The sequence below is a fragment of the Sphingobium sp. SCG-1 genome, assembly GCF_002953135.1.
In the GTDB taxonomy this organism is placed as follows: domain Bacteria; phylum Pseudomonadota; class Alphaproteobacteria; order Sphingomonadales; family Sphingomonadaceae; genus Sphingobium.
On the sequence record NZ_CP026372.1, the window covers coordinates 1531157 to 1558025 of the forward strand.

A 26869-nucleotide genomic window follows, 5' to 3' on the forward strand; every position below is an offset into this window, starting at 1 on the left:
GGGGCGTTGCGGGGCAGGCTGTGCAGAAACTCGCACTGGCCCGCCCGACGATCCGGCCCGAAGGGCCGAATGGATCAGGCGACCCCGATCATTTTCCCATGCCCGAAGGCATTCACTGCGTGAAGGACGTTGAAGGCCAGGATCGACAGGGCCGCTTCCGCTCTCACCGCTCTCAATCCCCGTGTCAGGAACCTGCCGCCACCCGACATTCGTTTGATTGTGCCGAACGGATGCTCGACCGTGCAGCGCCTAATCCTCATTAGATCTGGATCGGCATAAATGCGGGCTTCCATCCGATCGAGCGCCGCCTGATCGAACAGGCGATGGATCGTGCGCTGGGCGCCCGGAGTGCATTGCGATTTTATAACGCATGCCTTGCACGCGCCCGTTCTATAACGGATCGCTCGATTGCGCGTGTGCTTGCCCGATGGTCGGAGTGTTTCGCCCGCGGGGCATCTGATCGTGTCGCTTGCTTCGTCATACACGAACTGAGTGGGACGGAAGTGGTCGCTGTTCATGGCACCGCGTTTGATCGGCGCTGACACGGTGATGGCTTCGCGCTCGCAGCGGGCAATTTCCTCGGCGTTGGAATAGCCTCCGTCGGTCAAAACATGGAGTTGCTCGGCATCGAGCACGCACTTGGCACCCGTCGACATCGCGTGGAGGAGATGACTGTCGTTTGCGTCATTGAATACGTCGTGATGGATGATGAGGCCGCTTTCGACATCGACAACGCTCTGAAGATTGTAAGATGGCATCTTCGGCGCGCGGCCATAGCCCATCGGCTTGGCGTCCGGCTCACCGAAGACCAGAACTTTTTCCTCGCGTTTTTCCAGTTCGGCCTGACGCCTGGCCAAGCGTTCCCGACGCTGCCGGAGCGCGGCAATGGCGGACCCGAACGCTTGGCGATGAGCTGGTTTATCGCTGAACCCTTGCTCGACCTGCTCATCGATCGAGTCCAGTCGATCCAAATAGTAGCTGATCTCCCGTTCGGTGTGCGCAAGGTCTCGCGCCAACCGCTCCGCACCTGCGATGTTTTTCGGGCTGGCGACGGCCCGCATCTTCGTGCCGTCGAGAGCGACCGTCTGACCGCCGATCAACCCGTGGCTCCGGCAGAACTGCACGAACGCGGCGCTTGCGGCGACGATCGCCTCGGGATTGTCGTGCCGGAAGGCAGCGATCGTCCGATAGTCCGGCGTGAGCCGCCGCATCAGCCAGAGCGCTTCAAGATCACGATGGCAGGAGCGTTCCAGCAGGCGGGACGAACGCACTTGATTGAGGTAGCCCCAAATATAAAGACGGAGCATGTCGGCCGGATGATAACCAGGTCTGCCAGTGGCAGCGCTGATCGCGCGGTCAAACCCGAGGTCCACCAAGTCGAGATTGACGACGAAGGCATCGACGACGCGCACCAAAGCCTCGGGCGCTACATAGTCATCAATGCAGGGCGGTAGGAGAGCAGCCTGCCCGCGATCCACGCCTTCAATAAAGCCCATTCGCGCCTCCCGCCTTCTGCTTCGCGTCGAAGATTAGCGGACAGGCTGATAGCTGACAGGCAATTCAGATCAGGCGTTCGGTAGTTGAGTCGAGCGGTTCAGGCATCGCGCGGGGGGCATAACGTAGCCGATGATTCCGGTCCGAGCGCCTCGATTATCCGGCAGGTGGCGACCGTTCCACCGTCACAGGATTCGATCACGGCTTTCAGTTCGCGCCGCAACGCCGTCAGATCGGCGATCTTGCGTTCGACCTCGCGCAGATGCGCCTCCGCGATGCGGTCCACCGTCGTGCAATCACGCTGCCGATCGTCCGATAATGCTAGCAGCGCGCGGACCTGATCCAGCGAAAAGCCCAGATCGCGTGAGCGGCGGATGAAGGACAATTGCCCCAACTCGGCCGCGCCATAATCCCGATAGTTTCCGCTGGTCCGAGGCGGCTTGGGCAGGAGTCCGATCCGTTCGTAATAGCGGATGGTCTCGATCTTGGTGCCGGTCGCCTTGCCCATATCGCCGATCGTCAACGTCATGCTCTTGACCCTGTAGTTGCTACAGGGTGCATATAGGGCGTCGCGTTGAAATATCGAGGTGACGACATGGCAGGTGGATGCTGCGGCGGGTGTGAATCGACGCCGCCTACCCAGGACAAGGCGTGGCGGCGGGTGCTGTGGATTGCGCTGGCGATCAACGCCGGCATGTTCGCGGTCGAGATCATCGCCGGCGTCGCCGCGCAATCGGCGTCCCTCAAAGCCGACGCGCTCGATTTCCTGGGAGACAGTGCCAACTACGCGATCAGCCTGGGCGTTGCCGGCTTGGCGCTCCAATGGCGTGCGCGGGCCGCGCTGCTCAAGGGCGCCTCGCTGCTCCTACTTGGCCTCTGGATTCTCTGCAGCACGGTCTGGATGGCAGTCGCGGGCACGCTGCCCGAAGCGGAAACGATGGGAATCATCGGAAGCTTGGCGCTGATCGCCAATCTCGCCTGCGCGGTGATGCTCTGGCGGCATCGCGAGGGTGACGCCAATCGCCGATCAGTATGGATTTGCTCGCGCAATGACGTGATCGGCAACATCGCCGTGGTCGCCGCCGCCTTGGGCGTGTTCGGCACCGGGACGGGCTGGCCGGACATCGCGGTTGCGGCGACCTTGGCCGGACTCGGCGTCAGCGGCGGCTGGCAGATCGTTCGGCAGGCGCGCGCAGAGCTGCGTCAATCGGCGCCGAACCGGAAGCGGACACCGCCGTTGATCGTCCGCCCGTCGAGCGGCCCCCAGGCATCAACGGTCCATGCCCCGTCCGGGGCGCGGCGTGGCAACAGCAGCGGGTCATAGCGCGTCTGGCGGAAGTTCAGCAAATTCTCGGCGTTGATGAACAGGCTGACTCGCCCCAACGTCAGCTCGCCCATTGCGCCCAGCTCGACATAGGAGCGACTGCGGGATCGGTACGGGTTGTCCTCCAGCGCTTGCCGGCCAGTATAATAGGCTTCCAGCCCGATCCGGCCGCGGCCGTGCTTTTCCCATACGGCCGTCAGGCCGGCCGTGTTGCGGGGCGTTAGCGGCACCAGGCGCCGGCCAGGACCATCGGGGTTCGGCTCGCGCGCGTCCGTGTGGACGTAGCTGCCGGTGAACGTGATCGCCTCCCAGCGGTAGCGCAGCAGCAGCTCCGCCCCGCGTGTGCGCGTCACGCCATCAGCATTGACCAACTCCGCGCGCGTCGCGCTCACGTCGCGAAGCTGCACGGCATGGTCGATGTTCGAACCAAATAATGTCAGGCTAGCTTCGATAGGTCCTCGCGCATAGCCGAAGTCGATCGACGCGGTGTCGGCCGTCTCGGCCCGAAGCCCGCGCAGCGGCTCGATGCGCGACAACCCCGCTGCCTCGACCTCTTCGATGAAAGGCGTGGGCGCGTAGAAACCGCGTCCGAGGGAGGCGCGCACGGTCCACGGCCCTGGCTTGAACAGCACTGACAGGCGCGGGCTGACCCGCGTGCCATATTCGCTGTGATCGTCGAGACGCGCACTTCCCGCCAGCGTCAGGTCGGCAAGTAGCTTTTGCTCGATCTGCGCGAATATCGCCGGCACGCGGTAGGTGTAATCGAACGCCGGAAAGGCGCGCGAGCGGTAGCTGTCAACCTGATAGGCAGCGCCCGCTAGCCAGGTCGTACCGCGGCTGCCGCCGCCGAGCGACGCTTCGGTCAGCAGCGTCCGATGGCGATCATTCTCCACCACCGAGCCGAACGTATGCCGGTGCTCTTGCGTTACGCCGGACGCGCGCAGGTAGAGCGTGCCGACGCCTTCTATGGGTGTTTGCGCGTTCAGGCCGGCATCGAGACGTCGACTGCGCTGATCCTGGGGGAAGGCCGAACCGTCCGGGGTCACCCGGCCAGGAAGCGTTCCGCCGCGACGCTGTTCGGTCAAGGCGCCCATGGTTAGGAACGCCTTGGCGCCGTCCGCGCCTTCCCAGAACAGACGCGGACGGAACGTCCAGCGATCGTAGGCCGGTATGTTGGCCCAGCCATCGCCGTCTATGTCCTGTCGTTCCTGCCGGTTGAAACCGCCCGTCAGCGAATAGCTAAGTGCGTCTGTCAGCGGGCCGGAATTATAGGCGGTCACATCCTGACCCCCGCGGCTGGTCGCGTTCAATAGGAGCTCGCCTTGCTGCTCCGGCGCGGGCCGGCGTGACACGAGGTTGACCACACCTCCCAGCGCCGACGGTCCATAGAGCGCGGAGGCGGCGCCTTTGATGATCTCGACCTGGCCCAGATCCGTCGGCGGTATCTGAAGCAAGCCGATCGACGGCGCCTGGCCACCATAGAGCGGGAGGCCGTCGGCAAGGATCTGCGTATAACGCCCCTTCAAACCTTGGACGCGGATGTTCGCCGCTCCGAGCGCAGGCGATGTAACCTGCACCCGCAGGCCCGGCGTTTCACCAACCAGCATAGCGATGTTGCCGGGAGTCATGAGGATCTTTTCCTCGACTTCCTCCCGGTCCAGCACTTCGACGCGGATCGGCTCGTCCTGTACCCGCCGACCCGTGCGGGTCGCTTGGACGATGATCTCGTCAACTTCGTCAGGTTCTTCCGTCGCTGGACGGTCCTGCGCTGCCGCGGGAATTGGTGCGATAGCTGTCGCCGCGATCGTCAGAATCGCTGGCACGGCGAACGCACGGAAATGATTCTCACACGTCAAAGCTGTCCCCAAAATCGTTCGCGCAACCAGCGCGGCGCTCTCAGGGATGGCCCCATAGAGGCTGTAGCTACTACAGGGTCAAGCGGAGTTTGTTGTTCGGCGGCGAGCTAAGCGGCCAGAGTTTTCGCACAGCCTGGGGGTCTCCCCGCAGAAGGGGTCGGCCGAGACGGTACGGCTCGACCGCAGGGGAAAGCCTTCCCCATCACTCTACAAATCCAAGGTTAATTCCAAATTTAGCAAAACTTCGAACACTCGCTTCACCCAGAACGACAATTTTAGTCGTAAGGGAAATGTCTCTTGTTCAGGTGGCCCGGGATCTTTGCTTCAATTACAGAACAACATACTTCGGATGATTGCAAAGGGGGAGCCTCTTTCAGCAACCGCTCGCCAGCTTTGCCTTGAGTTCGAGTTGGTGTTCCCCGAGATCGTGTGCACGGTTCTCGCGGTGGATCGGGCCGGCTTGTTGCATCCGATTGCCGCACCGAGCTTACCCGAAGAGTTCAGTGCCTCGCTCGAAGGCGTGTTTATCGGACCGGATGTCGGGTCGTGTGGTACGGCGGCGTATCTGGGTGTCCCGATCGCAGCCGACGATATCGAGCATGATCCCAGATGGAGCAAGTACCGCGGACTCGTAATGTCGGTGGGCTTGAGGGCCTGCTGGTCGTCACCTGTAAAGGATGAAGACGGTGCGACCATTGGCGTGGTGGCGCTCTATTTCCGTGAGGTGAGAGGCCCGGACGATAAAGAGCGGGCCGTGATGAGCACAAGCATCGAACTTTGCGAGATGGCTCTCAGCAGACATGCGCGTGTCGTCGATCGTGAACGACGCGCAAGCGTGGATGCTCTGACAAGCTTGCCGAACCGGGCTGCATTCAATGCCGCGATGGCGCGCGTGCCATGTGAGGATGTCGGGTCCTGGGCGTTGCTTGTGGTGGACCTCGATAACCTGAAGGTCGTTAATGACACGTTCGGACATCAGGCTGGTGATGGGCTGATCCGGGTCGCCGCGCAGCGGATTTCACGGGCGATGATGCCGGATGTGACCTTCCGTGTCGGCGGTGACGAATTCTCGGTCATCGTGCAGGCCCACGCCAGCCTGGCGGATCTCGATGCTACTGCAGCGCGAATCTTCGATGCGTTGGAAGCGCCGGCCGATTGTGATGGCCATATGGTTGTTCCCAAGGCGACGATTGGCGGAGCGGTCCTTTCGCCCGGAGACGCGAGCGCGATGGCTGTCAGCCAGAACGCCGATTTCGCGCTCTATCACGCAAAGGAAACAGGTCGTGGGGGTTTCGTCCGCTACTGGCCCGGGATCGGCACCCGGATCACGCATCGCCGAGACGCCATTCGCGATGTGACAGCCGCTCTGCGGGACGGGCGGATCGAGGCCTACTATCAACCGATCGTTCGCCTCGACAGCCGAGAGATCGTCGGGGTCGAGGCGCTCTGCCGGATGATATCGGAGGCTGGCGAGGTTGTGGCGGCGAAGAATTTCCAGACGGCGACCTCCGATGTCCATGTCGCCACGGCGCTGACCAGCCGAATGCTGTCGATCGTGGCGAGTGATGTGCGCCGGTGGCTCGACGAGGGCCTGTCGTTTGGACACGTGAGCGTAAATGTCTCGACCGCGGACTTCTACGCCGGGAATTTGGGCAGCAAGCTGAGAGAGAGTTTCGTCGAGGCTGGCGTACCGCTGTCCCATCTCATCCTCGAGGTAAACGAGGATGTTTATGTGGGACAGCGGGACCGGGTCGTGGCCCGCGAGATCAAGACGCTGCGCGAGAGCGGCCTTCTTGTGGCGTTGGACGATTTCGGCACTGGCTTTGCCTCGCTGACGCACTTGCTTACGGTGCCGGTCGATATCATCAAGATCGATCAGTCCTTCGTTGCAAGACTATGGCCGGACGACGCGAGCCTGGTCGTCGTGGAAGGTGTGATCGACATCGCGACAAAGCTCGGTATTCGCGTTGTTGCCGAGGGAATCGAGACCGAAGTGCAGGCCAGCCAGCTCTGGGCAATGGGGTGCAAGCTCGGCCAAGGGTTCGGCTTTTCGCGTGCCGTGGGCCGCAGCGCGATGACCCGGCTCTTACAGCTACATTCTCAAGGCGCCGGCGCGGTGCCGCTCTATCCTCACCACGCGCCGCGCGAAGACCATAGCGCCGATGGTCGAAAGTGGTCGACCGCCACGGGTTGACGGCCTCGGGCGGCGGGTCCGTATAAACGCTATGCCCGGCCGTAGGGACAGCATCCCTCCTGGCGATCCCAAGATTTCGGATGTTCTGCACGAAGAAGTCTGCGGACGAACGGGGGTTCAATCTGCTAGGAGTAGTATCAGCCATTTCGCGATGAAGGACGATTACTCTCGGCCCATCAGCTACTCTAACGGCCAGGGAGGATTGTCATGGATTTTGAGGATCTGGTTACGGCGCTGTCGCCGCCGCCAAACCGGGTTGGAAAATCCGACGGCGAGCACGAACACCATCTCTACGAAGGCGCGGTCATGGTCGCCTATGCCATGCACCTGTTGCGGACGCAGGATACCCAACACGTGCGTGTTCACCCGGATGGAGAGCACGGCAAGCAATTCGACTTCGCGGCCTGGCTGCTTCGACGCGACTTCATCAAAATCTCCAGCGTCGGCACCACCAGCTATGGCGGCACCTATCGGAACGCTGCGGGTCAGGAGGTCACCGTCAATCCAAAGTCGGGGCTGGGGGATGTGGTCGCAGAGGTCGGCAATCACGTCATCTCCGCCGAATGCAAAGGCGGGATCATCAACACGAGGCATTCCGGCCAGGTGTCCCGGCTCTACAAGGGCTTGTGCGAGACCGTCGGTATGTTGATGGCGACGCCGTCGCAAGGACGGCAAGTGGCCGTCGTCCCTTTTACGGAGGGCACCTTGCGTCTGGCCGAACGACTGGCGCCGCGTTGCGCCCTGGCCGGCATCGAAATTGCCCTGGTGGGCAGGCGGGGCGAAGTCAGGGATGTGCGGCCTGGGTCGGCTGGGGGTTGAGATGGTGAGACACTCCGCACGCTCATCTCGCGGCAAACGCGCGCTGTCCATCGATCCCACATTGGGCTGGACCTATTTGTCCCGCGAGGCGCTGGCCCGCGCCAAGGCGCAAATGGATGAGGAATCCATGGGCGTACGCGACGAGATCGGATTCTTGACGATCCATCAACGCTATGCCGATCGCTTCTTTCCGGGCACATCGGTGCTGCATACACGCGCCCGCTACGCCCTCTTTGTGCCTTGGCTGTTCGAAGATCTCGCCGGAATGACTGGACCGGCAGCACAGCGGGCTCTGCGCGAACGCGAGAGGCAACTTGCCGGCCGGCTAAGGGAGATGGGCGAATCCCAGGTCATCGGCGGACGTGTCTTCCCCAAACCGTCGAGCCAGCCGCCGTCAACGGTGTATTGGAATGCGCTCGCGGTGTGGGGAATTTTGCGTCCGCGATTGAATGAGCGGACCATTTCCCGCGGTCAGGCGCACAGACTGCTCAGGACCGCCGGCGCGGCTACGGACGACGATGGTCAGCCGCTTCTCAGTTTCGATCCGCCGTTCGTGCCGCTTCCAGGGCGTCCGGAAAATTGGCAGGGCGGCGACATCACCCTTCGGTTGACGGCTGAGGAAGCCGAGTTTCTACGCGAGCGACTTGTTCAGTTGCGTCGCAACGGCGGCAACGAACTGTCTCTGCTCGCACGCCTGATTAGGGCCGAGACGGAGGCGCCCGCCGAAATGTGGGCGGACGAGACTCAGGCCGTCGCTGGACCCGATCAGGCTCCGCTCATGCGAGCGCAGCAGGCGGCCAGTCTCGCGGGCGTGGGTCGTGCGATCTATGACGCCTTGCTGGAGCGCGTCGTTGAGGTCGACGACAAACGGGAAATTGCGACCCGTCACCGTGATCATCTGGCGGCGATCATCACAACGCATGGTCGTCTCGCGGCCAAGCTCGATATCAGCGCGCTGGAGGCGGACATCGGCGCTCTGCCACCCAAATTGCTTGCTGTCGTAACGGCGACAAGAGACTGGATTGCTTCGAGATCGGGCAATCCCGCCGCGCTATTCGATGTCTATGCTGCGGCTGAAGCCCGCAAAGGGCCGCGCGCCCGGCTTGCTCCGACGCCCAATGGACGTGCTCGGCGCCTCGAATGGTCGAGCGACGAACATGGCTTGGCAAGCCCGCTCCACTATAGATGGGAGCAAGTCAGCACGCTTCTCAACGACCTCGCGGAGGCTGCATGAGCGGCGAGGTCGAGAGCTGGCCAGCCCTCTCATTCCTGGAGGGCTTGCGACCCGGTCCCGATGAAAGCGTGGAGCTGGCCCTGCTCGCGTCCTACTCGGCAGATCTAGGGACGATCGGTGCGACCTTGCTCGCCCTGGCGGGTAAGGACAGCGATGCGGGTCGTGGCAGCCCGTCCGACTTCGCCGACGCGGTCGAGCGGTTGCGGGGTAAGGTGCGGATCATCATCCAGCGCGGGCGTCTTGCGAAGATGCGGCGGACACCGCGCATTGCGGCGGTGCTGGACCAGTTCGTCCGCGAAGTGGATTTCGACGAAGCGACGCACAGTTGGCATCCCAAGGCCGCATTGGTCCGAACACGCAGTGAGGAAGGCGACATCGGCTGGCGCCTATGGATCGGGAGCCGGAATCTCACAGAGTGCGTAAATCGCGACATCGGGCTCCTGCTCACCTCGGGGGCGAAAGGCGGTTCTCCGATTCCTGGGGCAGACGAACTCGCGCGTGCGTTGGCTGACCGGGCCGCACTCAAGGGCGTGCACTCGGCTGCCCTTGCAACGACGATTGCGAAGGTGGCGTGGCGAGCGCCAGCGGGAGTTCGCGTCGAGCGAATCCGCTGGTCCGCGGGCAATGGAGAGCAGACCGCGCCGATCCCCCCGACCGGAACCGATGAAGTCGTGATCGTCAGCCCCTTCATCGACAAAACTTTCTTGGCGCGCCAAACGCCAAAGAGCGGGAAACCAGCACGGCGCGTCCTGTTGACGACGATGCGCGAGATCGAGCGGGTCGGACCGTCGCTGACGGCATTCGATGATCTGCTGGCACTGGACGCACCGGATTATCCCGTTGGTGATCCCGAGCCTGATTCTGTCTCCTCGACTTCCTCGGCTGACGTCGCCGACGGTGACGGTGACGGTGACGAGGAAGAACAGATCGGCCGAGGCCTTCACGCAAAACTGTTGTTCATCCGCGCCGGTCGGAAGCGAACCCTGTGGTTGGGAAGCGCGAACGCCACCATGCGCGCCTGGACTGGACGCAATGCTGAGGTGACGGCCGAGCTGCTCATCACGGACGCGATTGAGAAAGGCCTGAAGGCCCTTTTGGGATCGGCCAGGCTCGTTCAAGCGCCCGATACAGAATATGCGCCCGACGCGGCGATGCTGGAGGAAGAAGCGCTCGAGCGGGCACGGGCGCAGGTGGCGGCGCGTTGGGCCGCGACGCTTAGCATTGACGGAGATGAGGCATCTCTTACCCATCGCTCCGATCTCTATCCGGGCGGCCCGCATCCGGATGAATCCGATATCGTGCTCGAAGTCGGGCCGCTTCATGGCGAGTTTATAATCTGGCCCGCACAGCAAGATGAGGTGAGGTTGGGGACTGTGGTTCCCGCTGAGCGCAGTGAGTTTGTGCGTTTGCGCGTCAGTCGCGGTGAAAAGGGACTCTCGTGGCTGCAACGGGCGCCGGCCGAACCGCCGTTCGGAGAGGATCGCGACCGCGCGGCCTTCGTGCGGTTTCTCGGGGCCAGAGGATTCCTTCTCTGGGTGGCCGGCTTGCTGGCCGATGACGGCCGGCTCAGCGAAGGCGATTGGGCGGACGAAAGACAGTTAAACCGGAAAGCCCTGGGAGCAAATCCAGCGCTCGATCTCTCTCTGCCGACGCTGGAAGAGATGTTGGCGGCGTGGGCGCGCGACCGGGACAATTTCCGAGAGATCGAGCGAAGAGTCTCCGATTACCTGCCGGCCGTGCTTGAACAGGCAGCCGAGGAAGATCCACAGACGGCGGCGATGCTGAGGCGCTTCAATGATCTGTGGAGCAAGCTTCGGATCGGTCTCGGCGCTAACATCAGGGGCACGCATCCGTGAGCGAACCCAAACCGTTTCAGGAAGCAGCGGTCGATGCGGCGCTATTGGCTTTCGCGAACCAGACGGGGCGGCGGCGCTTTCTGGTGGCTGATGAGGTTGGTCTGGGCAAGACCGTCGTTGCGAAGGAGGTGGCGCGCCGCATGGCTGACGATGGTCGCCGGCCCCTGGTGATCTATTACGTCGCCAACGGTCACGCGGTGTCCCATCAGAACAAAGGCCGTGTCGTCGGTTTCCTTGATGATGGGCAATTGGAGAAGGCAACCAAAACGCCGGATCGGCTTTCGTTGATCGCGGTCGCGAAGCGGCCAGACAGCCCTGTTCTGATCTACGCGCTGACTCCCGCGACATCTTTCCCCGGCGCGCGCGCGCGCCTAACCGGCGGACGCAAGGAAGAGCGCGCATTCCTGAAAGTACTGATCGAGCGTGCCTATCCGGCATTCGCACGGGATCTTGATCCGGACATCCTGCGGCTGAGTGCGCAGGGGTCCTGGGACTGGGCCGTCAAGGACGCGGAGACGAAATTCGCGACTTCGCCCGCCCACCTCACGCAACGGTTTCGCGAAGCCCTTGCGGCGGAGTTCGGCGAGCCGGTGCGCGCGAAACTGGAGCTAGCGGTGCTGGGTGACGCCGAGAAGAAGATCAAGCCGCTGAAGCCGACCACCTTCGTTGGCCATCTCCGTCGCGCGCTAGCGCTGGCAACACTGCGCCATCAGCCGCCCGATCTGGTTATTCTCGACGAGTTCCAGCGCTACCGCCAGATTCTGGAAGAGAAAGATGCCGATCCGCTTCTGCAGGCGCTTCTCGAGCCAGCAGGCTCGACCGTTCCGCCTGCGATTTTGTTGCTTAGCGCCACACCTTACCGGCTTCTGAGCACTCGGTGGGAGGAGACCAAGGGTGCGCTCGCTCACGCCGAGCTCCTCGAACTGATCGAATTCCTTGCGGGTCGGGGGGTTCGTGAACGCGCAAAGACGCTCTTTTCCGGTTTCGGCGACAAGTTGCGTGACATCGCGGCAAATGCCGATGCTAGCCGCCCCGACCTAGCGCACGAGGTGGCCGAGGCCGCCAAGCTCAGAGACGAGCTCCGTAGCCTGCTGACCCCTGTGATGTCGCGAACAGAGCGGGACAGCGTGGGGTCGACCGATCCGCTGGCCGGAACACAATTCCTCAACGCCGATCCTGAGCCCGAGGATTTTCAGATCTATCGGCATCTGGTCGACAGCTTCTCGGAAGATGTGCGCTATGAGGCCCTTCCTTATTGGTCGTCGGTTCCTTTGCCGGCCCAATCACTGGGCCCACGCTATGCGGCTTGGAAGCGCGCAAAGATAAAGGCAGCGCCCAAACTCACACGGATGACGCGCGAGCGCCGGAACAAGCTCAGCGCGCCGGCGGCCTGGCCGGATGCGAAGCTTCGGGCACTCAGCGACGTTGCTCCGCCCAAGCTCCTGTCGCTGCCGTGGGTCGCGCCGTCCTTGCCGTGGTGGCCGCTGGGGGGTAGCTGGAAAAGCGAAGCGGCCGACCCCAAACTTTTGATGTTCAGCCGCTTTCGCGCAACGCCGCCAAGCGTTGCCGCGCTTCTAAGCTTTGGCGTCGAAGCGCATTGTCTTCCTAAGAACAAAGGCGGTTATGAGAAGGCTTATAGGCGACGGCGCTTCAAATTAGCGGCGATTCCGGGTCCGGTCATGGCCGCGTTCCATCCTTCACCATGGTTGATCCGTCACACCAACCCGCTTGTGAAAGCGGGTGAGCCGCTCAGTGTCATTCGTAAGCTGGTGCGGCGACAGATCCTCGCGGCCCTGCCCAAAGGGATTGTCGAACGAGACACTGTGAAGGCCCGGCGGCGGCATCGATCCATCGGACAGATCATAGCCGCAATCGAACGTAAGGCCGGCATGGGGGAACAGGCCGCCGCAGGTTGGAACGGCGCAATTGGAGATGATCGCGCCGCTAGGTCTGCCGTCCAGAAGTGGCGGCAGGTGCAGCCGATCGAGCGGCTTTCCCCGTCCGAACTTGAGGATCTCGTCGAGTATGCGATCGGAGCGCCGGGCGTGGCGCTCGGCCGGGCATTGCTCAGGCATGATCCGACGATCCTGGATTCGGCCCGATATCCCAGCCTGGTCCAGCTCAGTTGGCAGGGGCTGCGTGCCTATCTCGACAACCCTGTGATCCTGTCCTCGTTGCCGGGCAAGACTGCGGTCGAGCAGGTCATGAGCGCGGTCGTGGATGGCGGTTTTGAAAGCGTCCTCGACGAGCATTTCTGGCTGCGCGCGGAGAACCTGCCTGAAGGCGTCGCGGGTCTGGCCAAAGATTTGGCGTCATCGCTCGGACTGCGCGCTGGTAGCTTCAGCTTTCACGGAATTGGCGGTCAGTTGCACAAGATACCAGTGCGCTGTCACGTCGCCGTACCGTTCGGGGATGCCGAGGCCGAGCCTGCCGTCAAAATGGAAGGCGGCGTGGTGGAGACTGCTCCAGCTCGACCCGATGAAATTCGCCGAAGCTTCAACACGCCCTTTTGGCCGCATGTGCTGGCCACGACATCTGTCGGCCAAGAAGGGTTGGATTTCCACCCTTGGTGTTCGCATGTGGTCCATTGGGATCTCTCGTCGAACCCCCTGGATCTTGAACAGCGCGAGGGTCGCATCCAGCGCTATGCTGGACTCGCTGTCAGGCGCCGGCTCTCAGCGATGTTGCGCGACGAAGTGCTGAGAGACGTCGCCGTCTCAGAGGGCTCGCCGTGGCTATGCTTGCAGCGCCATGCGGAGCGCTTCGGCGATACCAGCGGCCTCCGTCCTTGGTGGGTGCTCGAAAAGGCGGAAATCACCCGGCACGTTTTCGAGCGACCTTTCGGCCGGGATGTGGCGCGCTTTGCTCAACTTCGCGAACAGCGCATGATCTATCGGCTGGCGCTTGGTCAGCCCAACCAGGAGGATTTTATCGATGTGCTGTCACGCGGGGGTGAGGCGACTCGCGCGCTCCTGCAGCCCCTCGTTCTAGACCTCTCCGCCATGGGGATTCGGTCGAAGATACCACCCACGCTGGAAGAACTGGATAGCAATCTTCCTGCTGTCAAAGCCGTCGGCTAACGGGACTGGCGGCTGATCTTTTGTGGCTCAGGTCGCAGGCGTGGTGGGTTCTGACCGTTTGGGCATCCAGTCGAGCTTTGCCCGCTGCTCCTGTAGAGTTCGCTCAACGGCTGGGCGGTCCGTTGCGTCGATCGCTCCCGCTGCAAGCTGCGCTTCCGCCAGCGCAATGATTTGCCGGCGCGCGTCATCAAGAATGGAAAATGGCGAACGATCGGCAAGCGAAAGCGGCTCCATGATGCGCTCGCAAATCGCACGCTGCCGGGCAGCAGGTATGGCAGACCATGCCGATGGGGCGATGAACCAGTGGTCCGTGCCGTGGATCATCCAGCTTTCCAGCATTTCTAGAACCGAGAATGAGCTTTGATCCTGTGCGTGAAGGTCAATGGCGTCCGAATGTTCCGATGCGGCGCCGATCATGATCTTCGTGTTTCCAGATTCGGGTATGATGGCCAGGAAGCAAAGACCGCGCTTCGCTTCGCCGTCGCGTTCGTAGTTCAGAACGCCGAAGCCGGAGAGGCAGACGGAGAGCTGAATGCCGAAGTTGGCGACCAGCATGGCGAGGTGGTCGCTACCATGGCGGATCTCGGGGAGGATGCCTTCGTACAGGGCCTCCAACTCCGGCAGATCGGACTGGATATCGGCTAGGTGGCGTACAAGTCTGTTCTCGATCTCATCGTTTTCGAAGGCGAGGCCCGATACCTCCAAGGGAGGGGCAGCTCGGGCGGATTGCATTCGGGCGATGACGAATTCGTTTCGGCGTAGCCGATGCTCCGCCAGCATGGCATCCGCCTTTTGCTTCTGGTGCCTCTTCGAATAGATCTCGCGGCAGATCGTGCGGAATGCCTGCAAGCGAAAGTGCTGTTCTTCGGTCATGGTCTTCTGGGTCTCGAAGGCCGAAAACAGATTCTCGTGCTCGGTGCAGAATCCGGGGAAAGTGGAGGCATCCCTGACGCCGACACTGACCAAGTCTAGGCCAGCCGCGCCGTAACGCGGCGTCTGCACATGCCCATTATCCGCGATAAGGCGAATGGACGCTCCGAGCGAGATGGTGTGCGACCGAGGGATACTGAGGTTAGAACATCCGTCGTGCATACACGAGCCGGGCTTCGACCATGCCCTGTCCCAGCGCTTCAGAAAGGAATGAAACACGCCATTTCGTTCGCCATCCGACGAAAAGACCGCTGCTGCATCGGCCTCCAGATCCGTCAGCGCCTGGTCGTAGGCGACAAGAGCGTCCCGCAGTTCGGCACGCTTCTCTCCGTTGATCTCGTCGGGCCAGTGAATCTCGGGTGGGTTATCGTCGTCCGCCATGAATAGTCCTGCTCGATATTGCACCCGGATATGCGGCGCTTGTGCCTCGCCGTGCTCGCCGCGGCGAAGACCGGGGAGCGGCTGAGGCGTGAAGCAGAACAGCGGAAGATCGCAGAGGACCGTCGCCGCCGCGACCTGGCTGCGCGCCGCAAGCATATTTAGGATCGCCTTACTGCTGGACTAGGCGCGATTCTCTCCGAACTTGAGGAGCTGGATCGGCTTCGTCGTCTCGTTTTCATGAGTGTCGGCTGAACCGACGCCACGGTTGACGACCTTCCTGGTGGGCGAGCGAACATTTGGCAAAACGTGTGGTCAGACTGTCGGCCGGGGCGATCGAGGACCTGTTCGAGGCGGAGCGTTTGTTCGGCAATGGTGACGATCACGGGTTTGCGCCATCCAGATTGTGATGGGCGGCAAGGCCGGCGGGCGTGATCATGGGTGATGGACAATGCAGCGTGCCTGGGGTCCGGTGCGCGTCTGGTCTCCGCCTAGCGTATTGTATCGACCCTAGCGAGGAAGGCGGCGCTGGATGCCCTCCAGAAGATAGGCGATAAGGAGGGGCAAGCCGCGCACTTCAACGCCCATCTTTCGACGCGCATTTACGGCCGCCAGCAAATCCCGCCATTCCGCGAGAAGCTCCCCTTCGTCTTCCTTCGTCAGGACGCTCAGGTCGATGTCGTTCCCCAGACGCTGTCGAAGAAAGTCGAATATCGTTCCATTTTCGATTTTCGATCTTACCTCGGAAATCGCGAGGTCGTCGTATCGTCCGCTGTCCATTGCTGCGTTGAAGTAGAAGGCCAAAAAAGTAAGAGCCGTAATCCGCATTCTTTTTCCGTTTCATTGAATGAATACAAGTTTTGCGTTCGTGGAGGGATGGCCGCGCTACCGGCCTTCTATTTGGTCAGCCATTGGCCATAGGCTTCCACGTCGATCATCGGCACGGTTCCGCTGAACTGCAGTTGGGATATCAGCTTGAACAGGAATGCCGTCGCCGGTTTATTTTCGTTAACGAAGCTGTAGCTCGCGGCCGTTTGATCGAAAGAGAAGTGGCCATGTGAGGCGACGCAGCCGATATCGAGCCGCCCGTCGCCGATATTGGCTGCTAGGGCTTTCTCAAATGAGACCCCGAGCGCGGGGCTCCATTCGCTTTCAAAGGTCAGGAGGCCGCCCAGGATCGGGATCAAGGGTTTCGCCGGATAGACGCCGTGGGCGTATGGAATCGGAAGGCTCGTGCGGTGGAGGCGTCTGACGCTTGCAACCTTTTCCTGCGCGTAGGCGACCAGGCTGGCGTCTGCCGTCTGCTTCGCCTCGAAAACGGCGTAGACGCTTTCGGCCGGGATGATCGTCTCGTTCTCATAGGTGAAGATGAACGGCGAATACTGGCGATCGAAGATCACGACATCGATCTGTTGGCTGAAGTTGCCCAAGCTATCGACCACATGCGCCTTGGCTGCCTGATAGCGCTTCGGCAAATACGTCTCCAACATGCTGATCCAGACATTCTCGCTGGCATCGCCCTTCGTCCCCGGATGGTTGAACGATTTCCGAACGGTTGCAAGACGCTGCTGAATATCTTCATGCAACGAGGAGAGAAGCTGTGACAAGGACCAATCCGACATCGGCAAAACTCACTGTGTTTCTGGTGGCTTCCGTTACGACAGCGGAAATTTCGGGCCAAACAATTCACGCCAGGCGCGCAACGCCTCGCCGTTCCGGCCGCGGCGGACATGGTCGATTGCAAGAGTCGCTTCGCGCTCCGCCGCGAGCAGAAGATCGCGCGCCCGCGTCTTGCGCGCGGTGTCCATGCCGTTGCTGATGGGCGGGCCGAGGCCGGCTGGGTCGGGCCACTCATCGAAAATCCGCGCCGCGAGCGTCGCAAAGAATCCCTGAATCTCTCGGTCAAAGCTGCCACCCCAGCCGCCATAAAGGCATTGCATCGCCATGACTTCGATAAGGAACGAGGGCTTCACCGGCTTCTCGCCGTGCTTGGGGTTGTTGTTCCAATATTTCAACATCCGCACGAGACCCTTCCATTCGCTGGAATAGGCCTGATGCGCGGCAGTGGCCTCCGCGGCATGGGTTTGAGGGTTGGTCCCGATCCACTTGCCGAGTTCGTTGTCGGGTATCTCGAAATCCTCAGCCTTGTCGAAAGCCGGGACCACATCAACGCTAATGACGCGGTAATCGGTGTTGTCCTCGGTATCGGCCTTCACGCCAAAATCGACGTTGATCGAGCGGTTCTGCTTCTTGACCTTGTCGCCGTACTTCTCGACCAGGGCATTGTGGAAATCGGTCAGCACCACCGAGGGCGCTTTGGAGCGATAGTGGTCTTCCGACGATTTCAGGACGAAAAAGATGTCGACGTCCTTCAACGGCTTGGTCTTGGTCCAACGCGCGTAGGATCCGGTGAGGAAGCTCCGGTCGATCTTGAACTTGGTGTCCAGATAATCCCGGACCTCTTTTTGGCGCGCCGAGGCGTTTGCCTGCTCCCGATCATTCAGCTCGAGCCGGCTCTTGAATTTGCGAAACGCTTCGTCGATCGTGAGCATCAGGCTCTCCTCAGATAAGACGTGCTGGCGCCGAGGCCGCTGTGCTCGACGGTCGTCCCGAGGCTTTGGCGAACCATGCCCTCCGCCGAACGTCCGCTCGCCTTGCCCCAGCCGACCACGTCGGGACGGCCGGGCTTGTTTTGCAGAAGCAGTCGATACCGCGCTTCGCTCGGAACCAGCCCCGCCTTTCTGATCGCGTATTTGAGCTGTTCGGTATCCGTCCAGAAGCTGCCGTCGCCGCCGGACCAGCCATAGGCGATGTCGATGTCCCACCGGAAAATCAGCGCGTCGGTCTTCGGATTGTAGATCTCCAGCTTTACCGTTTCGAGGTCGCCCGTGTTCAACCAGGTCTGGACGCCACGCATGTGCAACGCCCAGTCGCCGACGAACTCGGACGGGTCAAGGCCCACAAGGCGGATGATATCCTTTAAGCTTTTGAGGATGTTGTCCGCCACATAGGTGACAGAGTGAGTATAGGTGTTGACAGCGACGTTGGTCATGAGCCCAGAAACCCTTTCGGATCGAACACAAGGGTCTGTGAATTCGTGGTCGCCGCCTCGTCGGCGCTCGAGACAGCCGCATCGAGATCGCGCGCCGTGATGCGGGTGCTGTGTTTCTTGAGCGCACCCTGAACCCAGGCGAGATCGTCCGCCAGGCAAGGCAGCGAAACCCGCCAGTCCCCTTTCAGCGGGTCAAAGCCAAGCGCGTCTTCGTTGGCGTCGGAGCCCTCGATGGCGTCATCGTCATAGAGGCAATAGATCCGCGTGCGCGGACCATCGCAGGTCACTGTGATGGCGGCATCCTTCGTCGCCTGATCCGCGATCACACTGGCGGCGACACCGGTGACGGCAAGAAGCTCTGTCCGTGCATCACCGGTCTTTCCCTGGGTCAAAAGATCGACGATCGCCGTCCAAGTCAGTGAGGCGTCACGCTCCGGCGTGCTTTTGAAGGTGCGGCTGGCGACGGTGCTCATGACGTCTTGGCTCCCGACATGCGGCCCGCCTTGGCGGCGCGCGCCGCGCCGAAAAGATCCTCGATCGTCAGGCGTTCGGGGTTCATGGCCGTTTGCGGGCTGCTGGCCAAGGCGTTGGCCACCATCTTGCGGATGGCGCGTCCGTCGAGCCCGACGCATTCGGCCGCGCAGCGGTCGAAACCCTGAGAGGCGGGCAGTTTCGCGATGGCCGGGTAGGTCTTGCCGAGGCCGGTCAGGCAATCCTTCAGGATAAGCCCGCACGCTTCCCGATCGGGCAGCGGCACATGGACGACCAGGTCACAGCGCGAGGTGAAGGCCGCATCGACCGCCTGGGGAAAGTTGCTGGTGGCAAGGAACAACAGGTTCGGATGCCGCTCGGCCAGCGCATCGAGCTGAACGAGCACGGCATCGGTTGCGCGGTGGATGTCGATCGGATTGGCCTCCAGGCTCATTTTCGACCGGTCGGCGGCAAGCGTCTCGACTTCATCGAGGAGCACAATTGTCGGTCCCGCGGCGGCGGCTTCGGCGATCGACTGTGAGAACAGCTCCGATACCGCACGCTGGGTCTTGCCCATCGCCGAACTGGTAAGCGCATGCGGCTCGACTTCGAGCAGGCGGAACCCGCCACCCGGAAAGGTCTCGGCGGTACGATGCGCCAATCCGCGAGCAAGAGAGGTCTTGCCGGTCCCGGGGGGTCCGACAAGCAGAATGACGCCGTGGAGCGGAATGACACCACGATCGACCTTCCCGCGCATCGTGAAGTTCAGCATCGCCTGCGAGAGGAGCTGGGCCTTCAGGCGCTCGTCGAGGATAATCGAATTCCAGAGCGCTCCGAGTGCAGGATCGGGAAGCCGGCGGGCGCGCTGGATGCCCTTGGGCTGGTTGAAGTCCTCGTTCTGCACCGCCGTCAACTTCTGCATCTTGATCGTCCTTGCGTCGCCTGCCTGGCGGGTTGAATGAGAAAATGGGAAGAGCCGCGCCCGGGCGGCGCGGCCGCTGGGCTCACCCCTTCGGAGGGAAGGGATCGTTGCCGTAGGAAGCGGCGTCCCGGATGCGGCCATCGGGACGGTGAATCACCACCTCGCCACGCTCGCGGATCGCTGTGTTGCGCGCCGCTTCGGTAGCCTGCGCCTGGGTGCCGTGGGTCGATCCTACGCGGGAAGCTCCTTCACGGCGCGTCGCCCAACCGGAATCGTGGGGAACGACATGGATGCGTCTTGACATTCCGAATTCCTTCCTATTAGCCGCCGGCCGAATTCGACATTCACCGACGGTTAACTAATTTCACGGCGCCGGAGTGTTGTCAATAAGCACAATACAAATGATATCATTAAGCACAATATGTTTGCGACGTTGACATCACGCAGTGTGGAGGGCAAACATCAGTCATGTCAGACGAGTCGATCTATGTAGCGTTCGGGCGGCTTGTCGCCGCGAGACGAAAGACACTTGAACTCACCCAGGCCGAGCTGGCGGCAAGGGTGAGCATGTCGCGTGCGTCAGTGGCAAACATTGAGAGCGGCCGGCAGAACGTGTTGCTGCATCATGTTTACAGTCTCGCGGCGGCGCTGGAATTTTCGAAGCCCGCCGATTTGCTGCCCGCCGCGCCGAAACCACAGCCCCGGGAGGACTTGCAGATGATCTTGTCAGACGAAACCGTGACCGCGCGCGGCAAGGCTCAAATCAATGATCTGATTGCGGATGCGCTCGCCCGCCATGGTTCTGGAAGGGCCGGGTCGTGACCGCGAACCCCGAAATGGCGCGGGAGGCCGCGCGCACGATTTTGCGCGAGTTCGGAGTAAAGGCAGCGCCGGTTCCCATTGAGCGCATTATCAAGGCCAGGAACGTCATGCTCCAATACGCTCCACTGGAGGATGATCTCTCCGGCATGGCCTTCATAAAGGACGGTGTCGGTATCATCGGCGTGAACGCCTTGCATCACCCGAACCGGCAACGGTTCACGGCCGCGCATGAGCTTGGACACCATGTGTTGCATGCTCCCGATATCCAGAAGGCCGTGCATGTGGACAAGGGGTTTCGGGTCCTTATGCGCGACGATGTCTCGTCGCAGGGCGTTGACCCGCTTGAGGTCGAGGCCAATGCCTTTGCCTCTGAACTTCTCATGCCGCGAGAACTGCTTGCAAGTGCGCTCGACGCCAGTGGCTTGGACATGGAGGACGACGCCGGGATCGAAGCGCTTGCGAAAAAATTCCGGGTCAGTGCATCCGCCATGCGGTTCCGTCTGGCGGGTCATTACTAGGGAGGGGATGAATGGGCTTCGTATTCTTCGACACGGAGACAACGGGGCTCAGGCACGGCTTCGATCAGATCGTGCATTTCGCGGCAATTCGGACTGACAACGATCTCAACGAGGTCGATCGGTTCGAGGCGCGCTCGCGTCTTTTGCCACATGTCGTTCCCCACCCGAGCGCGCTTCTAACAAACGGGCTACCGATTGAACGGCTTACCGATGGGGGCTTGCCGTCCCACTATCAGATGGTTCTCCTTATCCGACATAAACTCCTATCCTGGTCTCCCTCGATTTTCGTCGGCTATAACTCCATCCGGTTCGATGAGGAGATGCTCAGGCACGCGCTTTTCCAAACGCTTCAGCCAGCATATCTAACGAGCAACCACGGCAACTGCCGCGCGGATGTTCTGGGCCTCGTCATGGCGGCCGCGGCGGTCTCGCCAGCCTGCCTGTCTGTTCCCTATGGCCCCGAAGGGCGCCCGGTTTTCCGTCTGGAACAGCTTGCTTCGGCAAACGGCGTGGCTCACACCCAGGCCCATGACGCGATGGCTGATGTAATTGCAACGCTCGGTCTTTGCCGGTGCGTCCATGAACGCTCGTCCGAACTCTGGCACCGCTTCGTGCGCTTTTCGAAGAAGGCGACGGTCGGCGATTTCGTCGACTCCGAGGACGGGTTTTTCCTCACGGAGTTCTTTGGCAACGAGGCCAATCACACGCCGGTCGTCTGCCTCGGCCCCGATCCGGATCAGCCCAACGGCCGGTTCTGTCTGCGTTTGGACGCGTCCCCCGAAGAGCTTGCCGCGATGCCGGATGAGGCATTGCGGAGCTATTTGTCAGCAAAACTAGGTCCTGTCCGCAGGCTTAGAATCAATGCCGCACCCACGCTGACAGCTTTTTATGATGCGACCGAAACGATGCTCGACGGGGCCGACATCGATGACCTGGAAGATCGTGCGCGAAGCATCAAGGAAAATACAGCGCTGCGCTCCCGGATCATTGAAACCTTAGTCGCAACGCGCGCGCCTCGTTCACCATCCACCCATGTGGAGGGCCAGATCTACGAGGGCTTTCCCGGCCCGGATGACGAGATCCGCATGGCGAACTTCCATAACGTGGGTTGGGGGGATGCCGCAGCCATCGTTCGAGAATTTGATGATGAGCGGCTCCGGATTTTTGGCCGGCGATTGATCTATTTCGGCGGCCGGCCCGCCCTGTCGGATGACCTAAGGCTTGTTGTGGAGCGGGACTTGACCGACCGGTTGATGGATGAGGCCGCCGGTGGCTTCACGCTACGCCAAGCGCTTCAGGAGACGCAGCGACTCCTGGATGAACACGGTTCTGATGTCGATGGGATTTTGGTGAAGTATCGAAGTTACCTGATCAGTCGAATCGAACGGGTGACGCAATTCCGCGCTAGGCAGTTTGCAGCAGAGCCCACTTAACACACGCAAACGGGCGTCGATCACGGCTCTAGCGTCTGTTGAGAAATGCCGCGTAAAATGCCTGTTTAAATAAGTGGATCATTGGTTTCATGGAAAGTGTTAGATTCTAGCTAGTAAAAGTATTCGCATCAGCAACCGCCGAGATTGATGAAACAAAAGTATAACGTCCAGAGGAGGCGGTCGGCTCAGTTCAATATTGCCTCAGATTGAGGTGGGGAGAGGCAAAGTGCACATCGATTTTTTGGAGATTTCCAACTTCAGGAAGCTGTTGTCGACGCGGGTCGATCTTTCGACCGCAACTACGCTGTTCGTCGGTGCGAACAACAGTGGTAAGACGTCGGCCATGCTTGCGCTACGCCGATTCCTATCGCCGCGCCGCTGCCCATTCGAAATGCACGATTTTACGCTGTGCCATTGGCCCACGATTATTCAGCTCGGCGAAAGCTGGATAGCTGCCCGCAATGCCGAGGAGGTCGTCGATCTCGTCGTTGATCCATGGGCCAGCGCGTTGCCGTCGCTGGACCTTTGGCTGCATGTCGAGACCGGCGAGATGCACCACGTGCGTGATCTTATCCCGACGCTGGACTGGGAAGGTGGAAGGCTGGGTGTCCGGCTGCGTTACGAGCCGAAGGACCTCGCACTCTTGTACAAGGAGTTTATGGGCGCCGTGAGCGACGCGGAGGCGATGCGAGCGGCGGCGCTCGCGGCCACTGCCGCGGAGAACCCCGAAGCCGATCCGCCCGCTACACCGCCCAAGCTGACAATCTGGCCGGAAAATCTCGTCGATTTTCTCAGCAAGCGCTTGTCGATGCACTTCACTATACGGGCCTATCCGCTGGATCCAGGGCAACTCGTTGCGCCCGTCAAGTCGCTGGCGCAGCCGCAGGCACTATCGGGCAGTTCTCGGCCGATCGACGGCGACCCGTTGGGCGGCCTAATCCGCGTCCACGACATCCCCGCGCAGCGAGGATTCGGTGAAGAACAGCAGACGGTCGAGGACGACGACGCCCCAGCGGCGGCGAGCGGCAGTCGACTGTCAGACCAGCTCCGAAGTTATTATGCCAAACACCTCGATCCCACGAAGGGTCCCGATCCGAAGGACCTAGGCGCGTTACAAGCGATCGAAGCCGCGCAAGACGCCTTCGACAAACGGCTGACCGAGAGCTTCAAGGCCGCTTTCACGGAGGTCGAGGGTATGGGATACCCCGGCGTGACGGATCCGCGTCCGCGTGTCTCCACCCGTTTGAAGGCCATAGACGGCCTCAACCACAACGCGGCGATTAGCTTCGAAGTGGACGTGATCGAGGGCGACGGCGCGATGACACCCGTATTGCGATTGCCCGAGGCGAATAACGGCCTCGGCTATCAAAACCTGATCTCGATGATATTTCGGTTGATGAGCTTTCGCGACGCCTGGATGCGGGTGGGGAAGGCCTCGACCGGTGCGACAGTCACCACGACGGAGCCGCTCCATCTGGTACTCGTCGAAGAGCCGGAGGCGCATCTTCACGCTCAAGTGCAGCAGGTGTTCATCAAAAAGGCCTATGCAGTGCTTCGCGCCCACGAGGATCTCGGCGAGAACAAGAAGCTGCGCACCCAACTCGTGGTCAGTACGCATTCGAGCCATGTTGCGCACGAGACGTCCTTCTCATGCCTACGATATTTCCGGAGGCTGCCGGCAGGCATGGCGGCAAACGTACCTGTCTCGACGGTGATCAACCTGTCGGAGGTCTTCGGGCCTGGAAGCGAAACCGAGCGCTTCGTAACCCGCTATCTCCGGGCCCAGCACGCCGATCTTTTTTTCGCTGACGCGGCGATACTGGTGGAAGGGCCGGCCGAACGGATGCTCGTCCCCAACTTTATCCGCGCGCATTACGATGAGCTCAACCAGTGCTACATCACGCTGCTCGAGATTGGCGGGAGCCATGCGCACCGCCTTAAGCCCTTGATCGATCACCTGGGTCTGTTGACCCTGATCATCACCGACTTGGACACACTGGCTGAGACCGGCGGCGCGTCTGTTCAGCCTGCGAAGGGTGCTGGCCAGAAGACCAACAATGCCACCCTGAAGACCTGGGTGCCGCGGCTCGACGATGTGGATGACCTGATGCGGGCCGACTGCGGAGCCAAAACGCGCCGCGAAGACAGTGACCCCTTGTTTGCCGTGCGCGCTGCCTATCAGATCCCGCTTGGCGTCACCTCGCCGGGTATCGTGGGGCCGGAAGTGGCTTATCCTTACACGTTTGAGGACGCGCTCGTGTTCGAGAACCTGAGCTTTTTCTCGGAGTTCGAAGGCACGGGTCTGGTACGTAAGTTCCGCGATGCGATCACGGAAGGCGGCGGAGCGGCCGCGATCGGCGAGCGGATGTATCTCGCCCTCAAGAACGGCAAAAAGGCTGAATTCGCGCTCGACCTGATGGAGGTCGAGAATTTCGATGACATTATTGTCCCGCGCTACATTGCCGAAGGGCTGGAGTGGCTGCTGGCACAGCTCAAGAAGAAACAGGTCGAGATCCTGCCTCAGGTTAAAGAGGATGTCGCCGCGGCAATCGAGCAGGCTGAAGCATGAGCGCGGCTGACGATAAATTCGATGCGGAGGCTGACGAGGTTATTTTCGGATGCCTGAACATGGAGAAGCCAAAGAGCTTCTTTCTCTACGCTGGCGCTGGATCGGGAAAGACGCGTTCGCTAGTCGAAGCCATCCGTACAGTCTGCAGGGAACAGGGCCGGCGACTATCTCTATCTGGTCAGCAAATTGGGGTCATTACCTATACCAACGCGGCCAGCGATGAGATCAAGCAGCGGCTTGAGTTCGATCCACGCGTTGAAGTATCGACGATCCATGCGTTCGCTTGGTCGCTGATCGCCGGCTACGACGCTGACATCCGGGTGTGGGTATCGACAAGGCTCCTTGAGGACATCGCGGAGCTGGAGGTGGCCCAGACGAAGGGGCGAGCTACCAGCAAGGCCGCATCCGATCGCGCGCGCTCGATAGAGAGCAAGCAACGGCGTCGCGCGAATCTCGCAGAGATCACGCGCTTTGTTTACAGCCCAACCGGCGACAACCGGACGCGGGATTCCCTCAACCATGCGGAGGTCATCGCGATGACCGCCGATTTTCTCGGGGCAAAGCCTGGCTTGCGCAGGCTTCTCGTGACGCGGTTTCCGATACTGCTGATCGACGAAAGCCAGGATACGAACCGCAGGCTCATGGATGCGCTGCTCGACGTCGAGGCGGGATACCGTGACGCCTTCTGCCTCGGGCTTTTCGGCGACATGATGCAGCGAATCTATGCTGACGGCAAAGATCGCCTGGCCGAGGCAATCCCGGACGTATGGGCGAAGCCGAGAAAGCGAATGAACCATCGCTGCCCGACGCGCGTCATCACGCTCATCAACAAGATCCGGCGTGGTGAGGACGGGGAGGAGCAGCAGCCACGCAGCGACGCAGCGCAGGGTACTGTCCGTCTGTTCGTCGTCTCACAGGCGAACGTCGACAAGACTGCGGCAGAGGAGGCGATAGCTGCAAAAATGGCTGAAATCACAGGCGATCCGGGCTGGGCCCACGGGACCGCGGCTATCAAGACGCTGGCGTTGGAGCATCTGATGTCTGCGCGCCGCTTTGGTTTCGAGCAGTTTTTCGAGGCGCTTTATGCTGTTGAGCGCATCCGGACGAGTTTTTTGCAAGGGACGGGCGCGGGCATCGGCCTGTTCACCCGCGAGATACTGCCGCTCGTCACAGCTCTGCGCGCGGGGGATCGGTTTGCCGCCGCGGCAGTCGTTCGCCGCACGTCGCCACTTCTTGAACGCAAGGCGCTTGAAGCAGCCGGAGACAATCAGGCCGCGATCCTCGGCGAAGTCAGGGCGGCCTGCGACGGCTTATTGGCGCTCGTTTCGGCCGAGGCGAAGCCTAGTTCCCGCGCTATCCTTCGCTATGTCGCCGAGACCTGCCTGTTTACGATCCCTGATGTCCTGGTCCCATTTTGCTCCGCCGATGTTGTTGCGCCTGACGGCGATGCCGACGCTCCGGTCGGTGACGCCGCCGACGGAGGGGACGAAGTCGACGTCAAAAGCGAGTTGGGCGGCTGGCGGTTGGCGCTTGAGGCGCCCTTCGACGAGATCGAGAAGTATGACCGCTACGTTCGAGGCGTGTCGCAGTTCGACACCCATCAGGGCGTTAAAGGCTTGGAGTTCCCACGGGTCATGGTCGTCGTCAGTGACGAGGAAGCGCGTGGCTTCATGTTCGCCTATGACAAGCTTTTCGCGACGAAGGCGAAGAGCAAGACGGATCTTGAGAATGAGGCGGCCGGGAAGGAGACCACCATCGATCGGACGCGGCGACTGTTTTATGTGACCTGCAGCCGCGCGGAGCAAAGCCTTGCCGTCGTTTACTACGCTGCGGATCCGACGCTAGCACGCGACGCGATGATACGGCAGGAGTGGTTTGAGCCCGGCGAGATAGAGCTAATCGCCTAAGCGGTTCGGC

General features: G+C 61.4%; 22 protein-coding genes and 2 pseudogenes. 12 read left to right on the forward strand and 12 right to left on the reverse strand.

The window, feature by feature from the left end; all coding sequences use genetic code 11:
* Positions 1-74: 74 nt before the first annotated feature.
* Both C1T17_RS06875 and C1T17_RS06880 read right to left on the reverse strand, forming a co-directional pair.
* Entirely contained in the window at positions 75-1496 is a 1422-nt protein-coding gene (locus tag C1T17_RS06875) for an IS1182 family transposase (protein ID WP_104952808.1), read from the reverse strand.
* A gap of 98 nt (positions 1497-1594) precedes the next feature.
* On the reverse strand, positions 1595-2023 hold the full coding sequence (locus C1T17_RS06880; RefSeq protein ID WP_104952809.1) for a MerR family transcriptional regulator: 429 nt from the start codon (positions 2021-2023) through the stop codon (positions 1595-1597).
* A 45-nt stretch (positions 2024-2068) separates the two neighbouring features.
* Between C1T17_RS06880 and C1T17_RS21595 the strand changes: the two genes are divergently transcribed.
* The gene (locus C1T17_RS21595; protein ID WP_411269216.1) at positions 2069-2818 is read left to right on the forward strand and encodes a cation transporter; all 750 of its coding nucleotides are present in this window, start codon (positions 2069-2071) and stop codon (positions 2816-2818) included.
* 80 nt (positions 2819-2898) lie between these two features.
* Here the strand turns inward: C1T17_RS21595 and C1T17_RS06890 are convergent.
* A pseudogene (locus tag C1T17_RS06890) lies at positions 2899-4641 on the reverse strand (TonB-dependent receptor plug domain-containing protein); the annotation flags it as partial.
* A gap of 382 nt (positions 4642-5023) precedes the next feature.
* Between C1T17_RS06890 and C1T17_RS06895 the strand changes: the two are divergent.
* The 5 genes from C1T17_RS06895 (at position 5024) to C1T17_RS06915 (ending at position 13857) form a co-directional block, all read left to right on the forward strand.
* A complete protein-coding gene (locus C1T17_RS06895; protein ID WP_104955055.1) occupies positions 5024-6868 on the forward strand; it encodes a putative bifunctional diguanylate cyclase/phosphodiesterase in 1845 nt (614 codons plus the stop codon).
* Between the two features lie 207 nt (positions 6869-7075).
* Complete coding sequence (locus tag C1T17_RS06900) at positions 7076-7687, forward strand: hypothetical protein (RefSeq protein ID WP_104952811.1); 612 nt, start codon at positions 7076-7078, stop codon at positions 7685-7687.
* Between the two features lies 1 nt (position 7688).
* Positions 7689-8921 carry a DUF6361 family protein gene (locus C1T17_RS06905; RefSeq protein WP_104955056.1) on the forward strand — a complete coding sequence of 411 codons (1233 nt, stop codon included), beginning with the start codon at positions 7689-7691 and terminating at the stop codon, positions 8919-8921.
* Entirely contained in the window at positions 8918-10777 is a 1860-nt protein-coding gene (locus C1T17_RS06910; RefSeq protein WP_104952812.1) for a phospholipase D family protein, read from the forward strand. Before C1T17_RS06905 ends, C1T17_RS06910 begins: the two co-directional genes overlap by 4 nt.
* Positions 10774-13857, forward strand: a complete 3084-nt coding sequence (locus C1T17_RS06915; protein ID WP_104952813.1) for a C-terminal helicase domain-containing protein — start codon at positions 10774-10776, stop codon at positions 13855-13857. The genes C1T17_RS06910 and C1T17_RS06915 overlap by 4 nt, the downstream gene beginning before the upstream one ends.
* 27 nt (positions 13858-13884) lie before the next feature.
* Here the strand turns inward: C1T17_RS06915 and C1T17_RS06920 are convergent, their stop codons facing one another.
* The 8 genes from C1T17_RS06920 to C1T17_RS06955 all read right to left on the reverse strand — a co-directional run bounded on the left by C1T17_RS06920 (position 13885) and on the right by C1T17_RS06955 (position 19914).
* Positions 13885-15324 (reverse strand): hypothetical protein, encoded by a 1440-nt coding sequence (locus C1T17_RS06920; protein ID WP_104952814.1) that lies wholly within the window; start codon positions 15322-15324, stop codon positions 13885-13887.
* Between the two features lie 351 nt (positions 15325-15675).
* Positions 15676-15993 (reverse strand): hypothetical protein, encoded by a 318-nt coding sequence (locus C1T17_RS06925; RefSeq protein WP_104952815.1) that lies wholly within the window; start codon positions 15991-15993, stop codon positions 15676-15678.
* Between the two features lie 68 nt (positions 15994-16061).
* Positions 16062-16787 carry a CBASS effector endonuclease NucC gene (nucC, locus tag C1T17_RS06930; RefSeq protein ID WP_104952816.1) on the reverse strand — a complete coding sequence of 242 codons (726 nt, stop codon included), beginning with the start codon at positions 16785-16787 and terminating at the stop codon, positions 16062-16064.
* Between the two features lie 33 nt (positions 16788-16820).
* Positions 16821-17717, reverse strand: coding sequence for a CBASS oligonucleotide cyclase (locus tag C1T17_RS06935; RefSeq protein ID WP_104952817.1), 897 nt, complete (start codon positions 17715-17717; stop codon positions 16821-16823).
* Positions 17717-18217 carry an HORMA domain containing protein gene (locus C1T17_RS06940; protein WP_104952818.1) on the reverse strand — a complete coding sequence of 167 codons (501 nt, stop codon included), beginning with the start codon at positions 18215-18217 and terminating at the stop codon, positions 17717-17719. Before C1T17_RS06940 ends, C1T17_RS06935 begins: the two co-directional genes overlap by 1 nt.
* Positions 18214-18690: a hypothetical protein gene (locus C1T17_RS06945; RefSeq protein WP_104952819.1), complete on the reverse strand. Its 477-nt coding sequence runs from the start codon at positions 18688-18690 to the stop codon at positions 18214-18216. Before C1T17_RS06945 ends, C1T17_RS06940 begins: the two co-directional genes overlap by 4 nt.
* Entirely contained in the window at positions 18687-19592 is a 906-nt protein-coding gene (locus tag C1T17_RS06950) for an AAA family ATPase (protein WP_223262911.1), read from the reverse strand. Before C1T17_RS06950 ends, C1T17_RS06945 begins: the two co-directional genes overlap by 4 nt.
* A 100-nt stretch (positions 19593-19692) precedes the next feature.
* Positions 19693-19914 carry a DUF2188 domain-containing protein gene (locus tag C1T17_RS06955; protein ID WP_104952821.1) on the reverse strand — a complete coding sequence of 74 codons (222 nt, stop codon included), beginning with the start codon at positions 19912-19914 and terminating at the stop codon, positions 19693-19695.
* A 164-nt stretch (positions 19915-20078) separates the two neighbouring features.
* Between C1T17_RS06955 and C1T17_RS06960 the strand changes: the two genes are divergently transcribed.
* From C1T17_RS06960 to C1T17_RS22105, 4 genes and pseudogenes are all read left to right on the forward strand, one after another.
* Entirely contained in the window at positions 20079-20432 is a 354-nt protein-coding gene (locus tag C1T17_RS06960) for a helix-turn-helix domain-containing protein (RefSeq protein ID WP_104952822.1), read from the forward strand.
* Positions 20429-20950, forward strand: a complete 522-nt coding sequence (locus tag C1T17_RS06965) for an ImmA/IrrE family metallo-endopeptidase (protein WP_104952823.1) — start codon at positions 20429-20431, stop codon at positions 20948-20950. Before C1T17_RS06960 ends, C1T17_RS06965 begins: the two co-directional genes overlap by 4 nt.
* An 11-nt stretch (positions 20951-20961) precedes the next feature.
* A complete protein-coding gene (locus tag C1T17_RS06970) occupies positions 20962-22383 on the forward strand; it encodes an exonuclease domain-containing protein (protein ID WP_104952824.1) in 1422 nt (473 codons plus the stop codon).
* A gap of 226 nt (positions 22384-22609) precedes the next feature.
* Positions 22610-22699: pseudogene (locus C1T17_RS22105) on the forward strand (hypothetical protein); the annotation flags it as partial.
* 48 nt (positions 22700-22747) lie between these two features.
* Here the strand turns inward: C1T17_RS22105 and C1T17_RS21605 are convergent.
* Entirely contained in the window at positions 22748-22942 is a 195-nt protein-coding gene (locus tag C1T17_RS21605; protein ID WP_223262966.1) for a hypothetical protein, read from the reverse strand.
* On the opposite strand from C1T17_RS21605, the gene C1T17_RS06975 reads away from it, so the two are divergent.
* Both C1T17_RS06975 and C1T17_RS06980 read left to right on the forward strand, forming a co-directional pair.
* Positions 22943-24952: an ATP-dependent nuclease gene (locus tag C1T17_RS06975; protein ID WP_223262912.1), complete on the forward strand. Its 2010-nt coding sequence runs from the start codon at positions 22943-22945 to the stop codon at positions 24950-24952. It abuts the gene before it with no gap.
* Complete coding sequence (locus C1T17_RS06980; protein WP_104952826.1) at positions 24949-26859, forward strand: UvrD-helicase domain-containing protein; 1911 nt, start codon at positions 24949-24951, stop codon at positions 26857-26859. Before C1T17_RS06975 ends, C1T17_RS06980 begins: the two co-directional genes overlap by 4 nt.
* Positions 26860-26869 lie beyond the last annotated feature (10 nt).

Bases quoted from the DNA above. Each gene is read 5' to 3' on its own strand.
- C1T17_RS06945 (WP_104952819.1), bottom strand. From the start codon at position 18,690: ATGAGCACCGTCGCCAGCCGCACCTTCAAAAGCACGCCGGAGCGTGAC.
- C1T17_RS06970 (WP_104952824.1), top strand. From the start codon at position 20,962: ATGGGCTTCGTATTCTTCGACACGGAGACAACGGGGCTCAGGCACGGC.
- C1T17_RS06900 (WP_104952811.1), top strand. From the start codon at position 7,076: ATGGATTTTGAGGATCTGGTTACGGCGCTGTCGCCGCCGCCAAACCGG.
- C1T17_RS06920 (WP_104952814.1), bottom strand. From the start codon at position 15,324: ATGCTTGCGGCGCGCAGCCAGGTCGCGGCGGCGACGGTCCTCTGCGAT.
- C1T17_RS06895 (WP_104955055.1), top strand. From the start codon at position 5,024: ATGATTGCAAAGGGGGAGCCTCTTTCAGCAACCGCTCGCCAGCTTTGC.
- C1T17_RS06880 (WP_104952809.1), bottom strand. From the start codon at position 2,023: ATGACGTTGACGATCGGCGATATGGGCAAGGCGACCGGCACCAAGATC.
- C1T17_RS06940 (WP_104952818.1), bottom strand. From the start codon at position 18,217: ATGACCAACGTCGCTGTCAACACCTATACTCACTCTGTCACCTATGTG.
- C1T17_RS06980 (WP_104952826.1), top strand. From the start codon at position 24,949: ATGAGCGCGGCTGACGATAAATTCGATGCGGAGGCTGACGAGGTTATT.
- C1T17_RS06925 (WP_104952815.1), bottom strand. From the start codon at position 15,993: ATGCGGATTACGGCTCTTACTTTTTTGGCCTTCTACTTCAACGCAGCA.
- C1T17_RS06875 (WP_104952808.1), bottom strand. From the start codon at position 1,496: ATGGGCTTTATTGAAGGCGTGGATCGCGGGCAGGCTGCTCTCCTACCG.
- nucC (WP_104952816.1), bottom strand. From the start codon at position 16,787: ATGTCGGATTGGTCCTTGTCACAGCTTCTCTCCTCGTTGCATGAAGAT.
- C1T17_RS06910 (WP_104952812.1), top strand. From the start codon at position 8,918: ATGAGCGGCGAGGTCGAGAGCTGGCCAGCCCTCTCATTCCTGGAGGGC.
- C1T17_RS06935 (WP_104952817.1), bottom strand. From the start codon at position 17,717: ATGCTCACGATCGACGAAGCGTTTCGCAAATTCAAGAGCCGGCTCGAG.
- C1T17_RS06960 (WP_104952822.1), top strand. From the start codon at position 20,079: ATGTCAGACGAGTCGATCTATGTAGCGTTCGGGCGGCTTGTCGCCGCG.
- C1T17_RS06955 (WP_104952821.1), bottom strand. From the start codon at position 19,914: ATGTCAAGACGCATCCATGTCGTTCCCCACGATTCCGGTTGGGCGACG.
- C1T17_RS06905 (WP_104955056.1), top strand. From the start codon at position 7,689: ATGGTGAGACACTCCGCACGCTCATCTCGCGGCAAACGCGCGCTGTCC.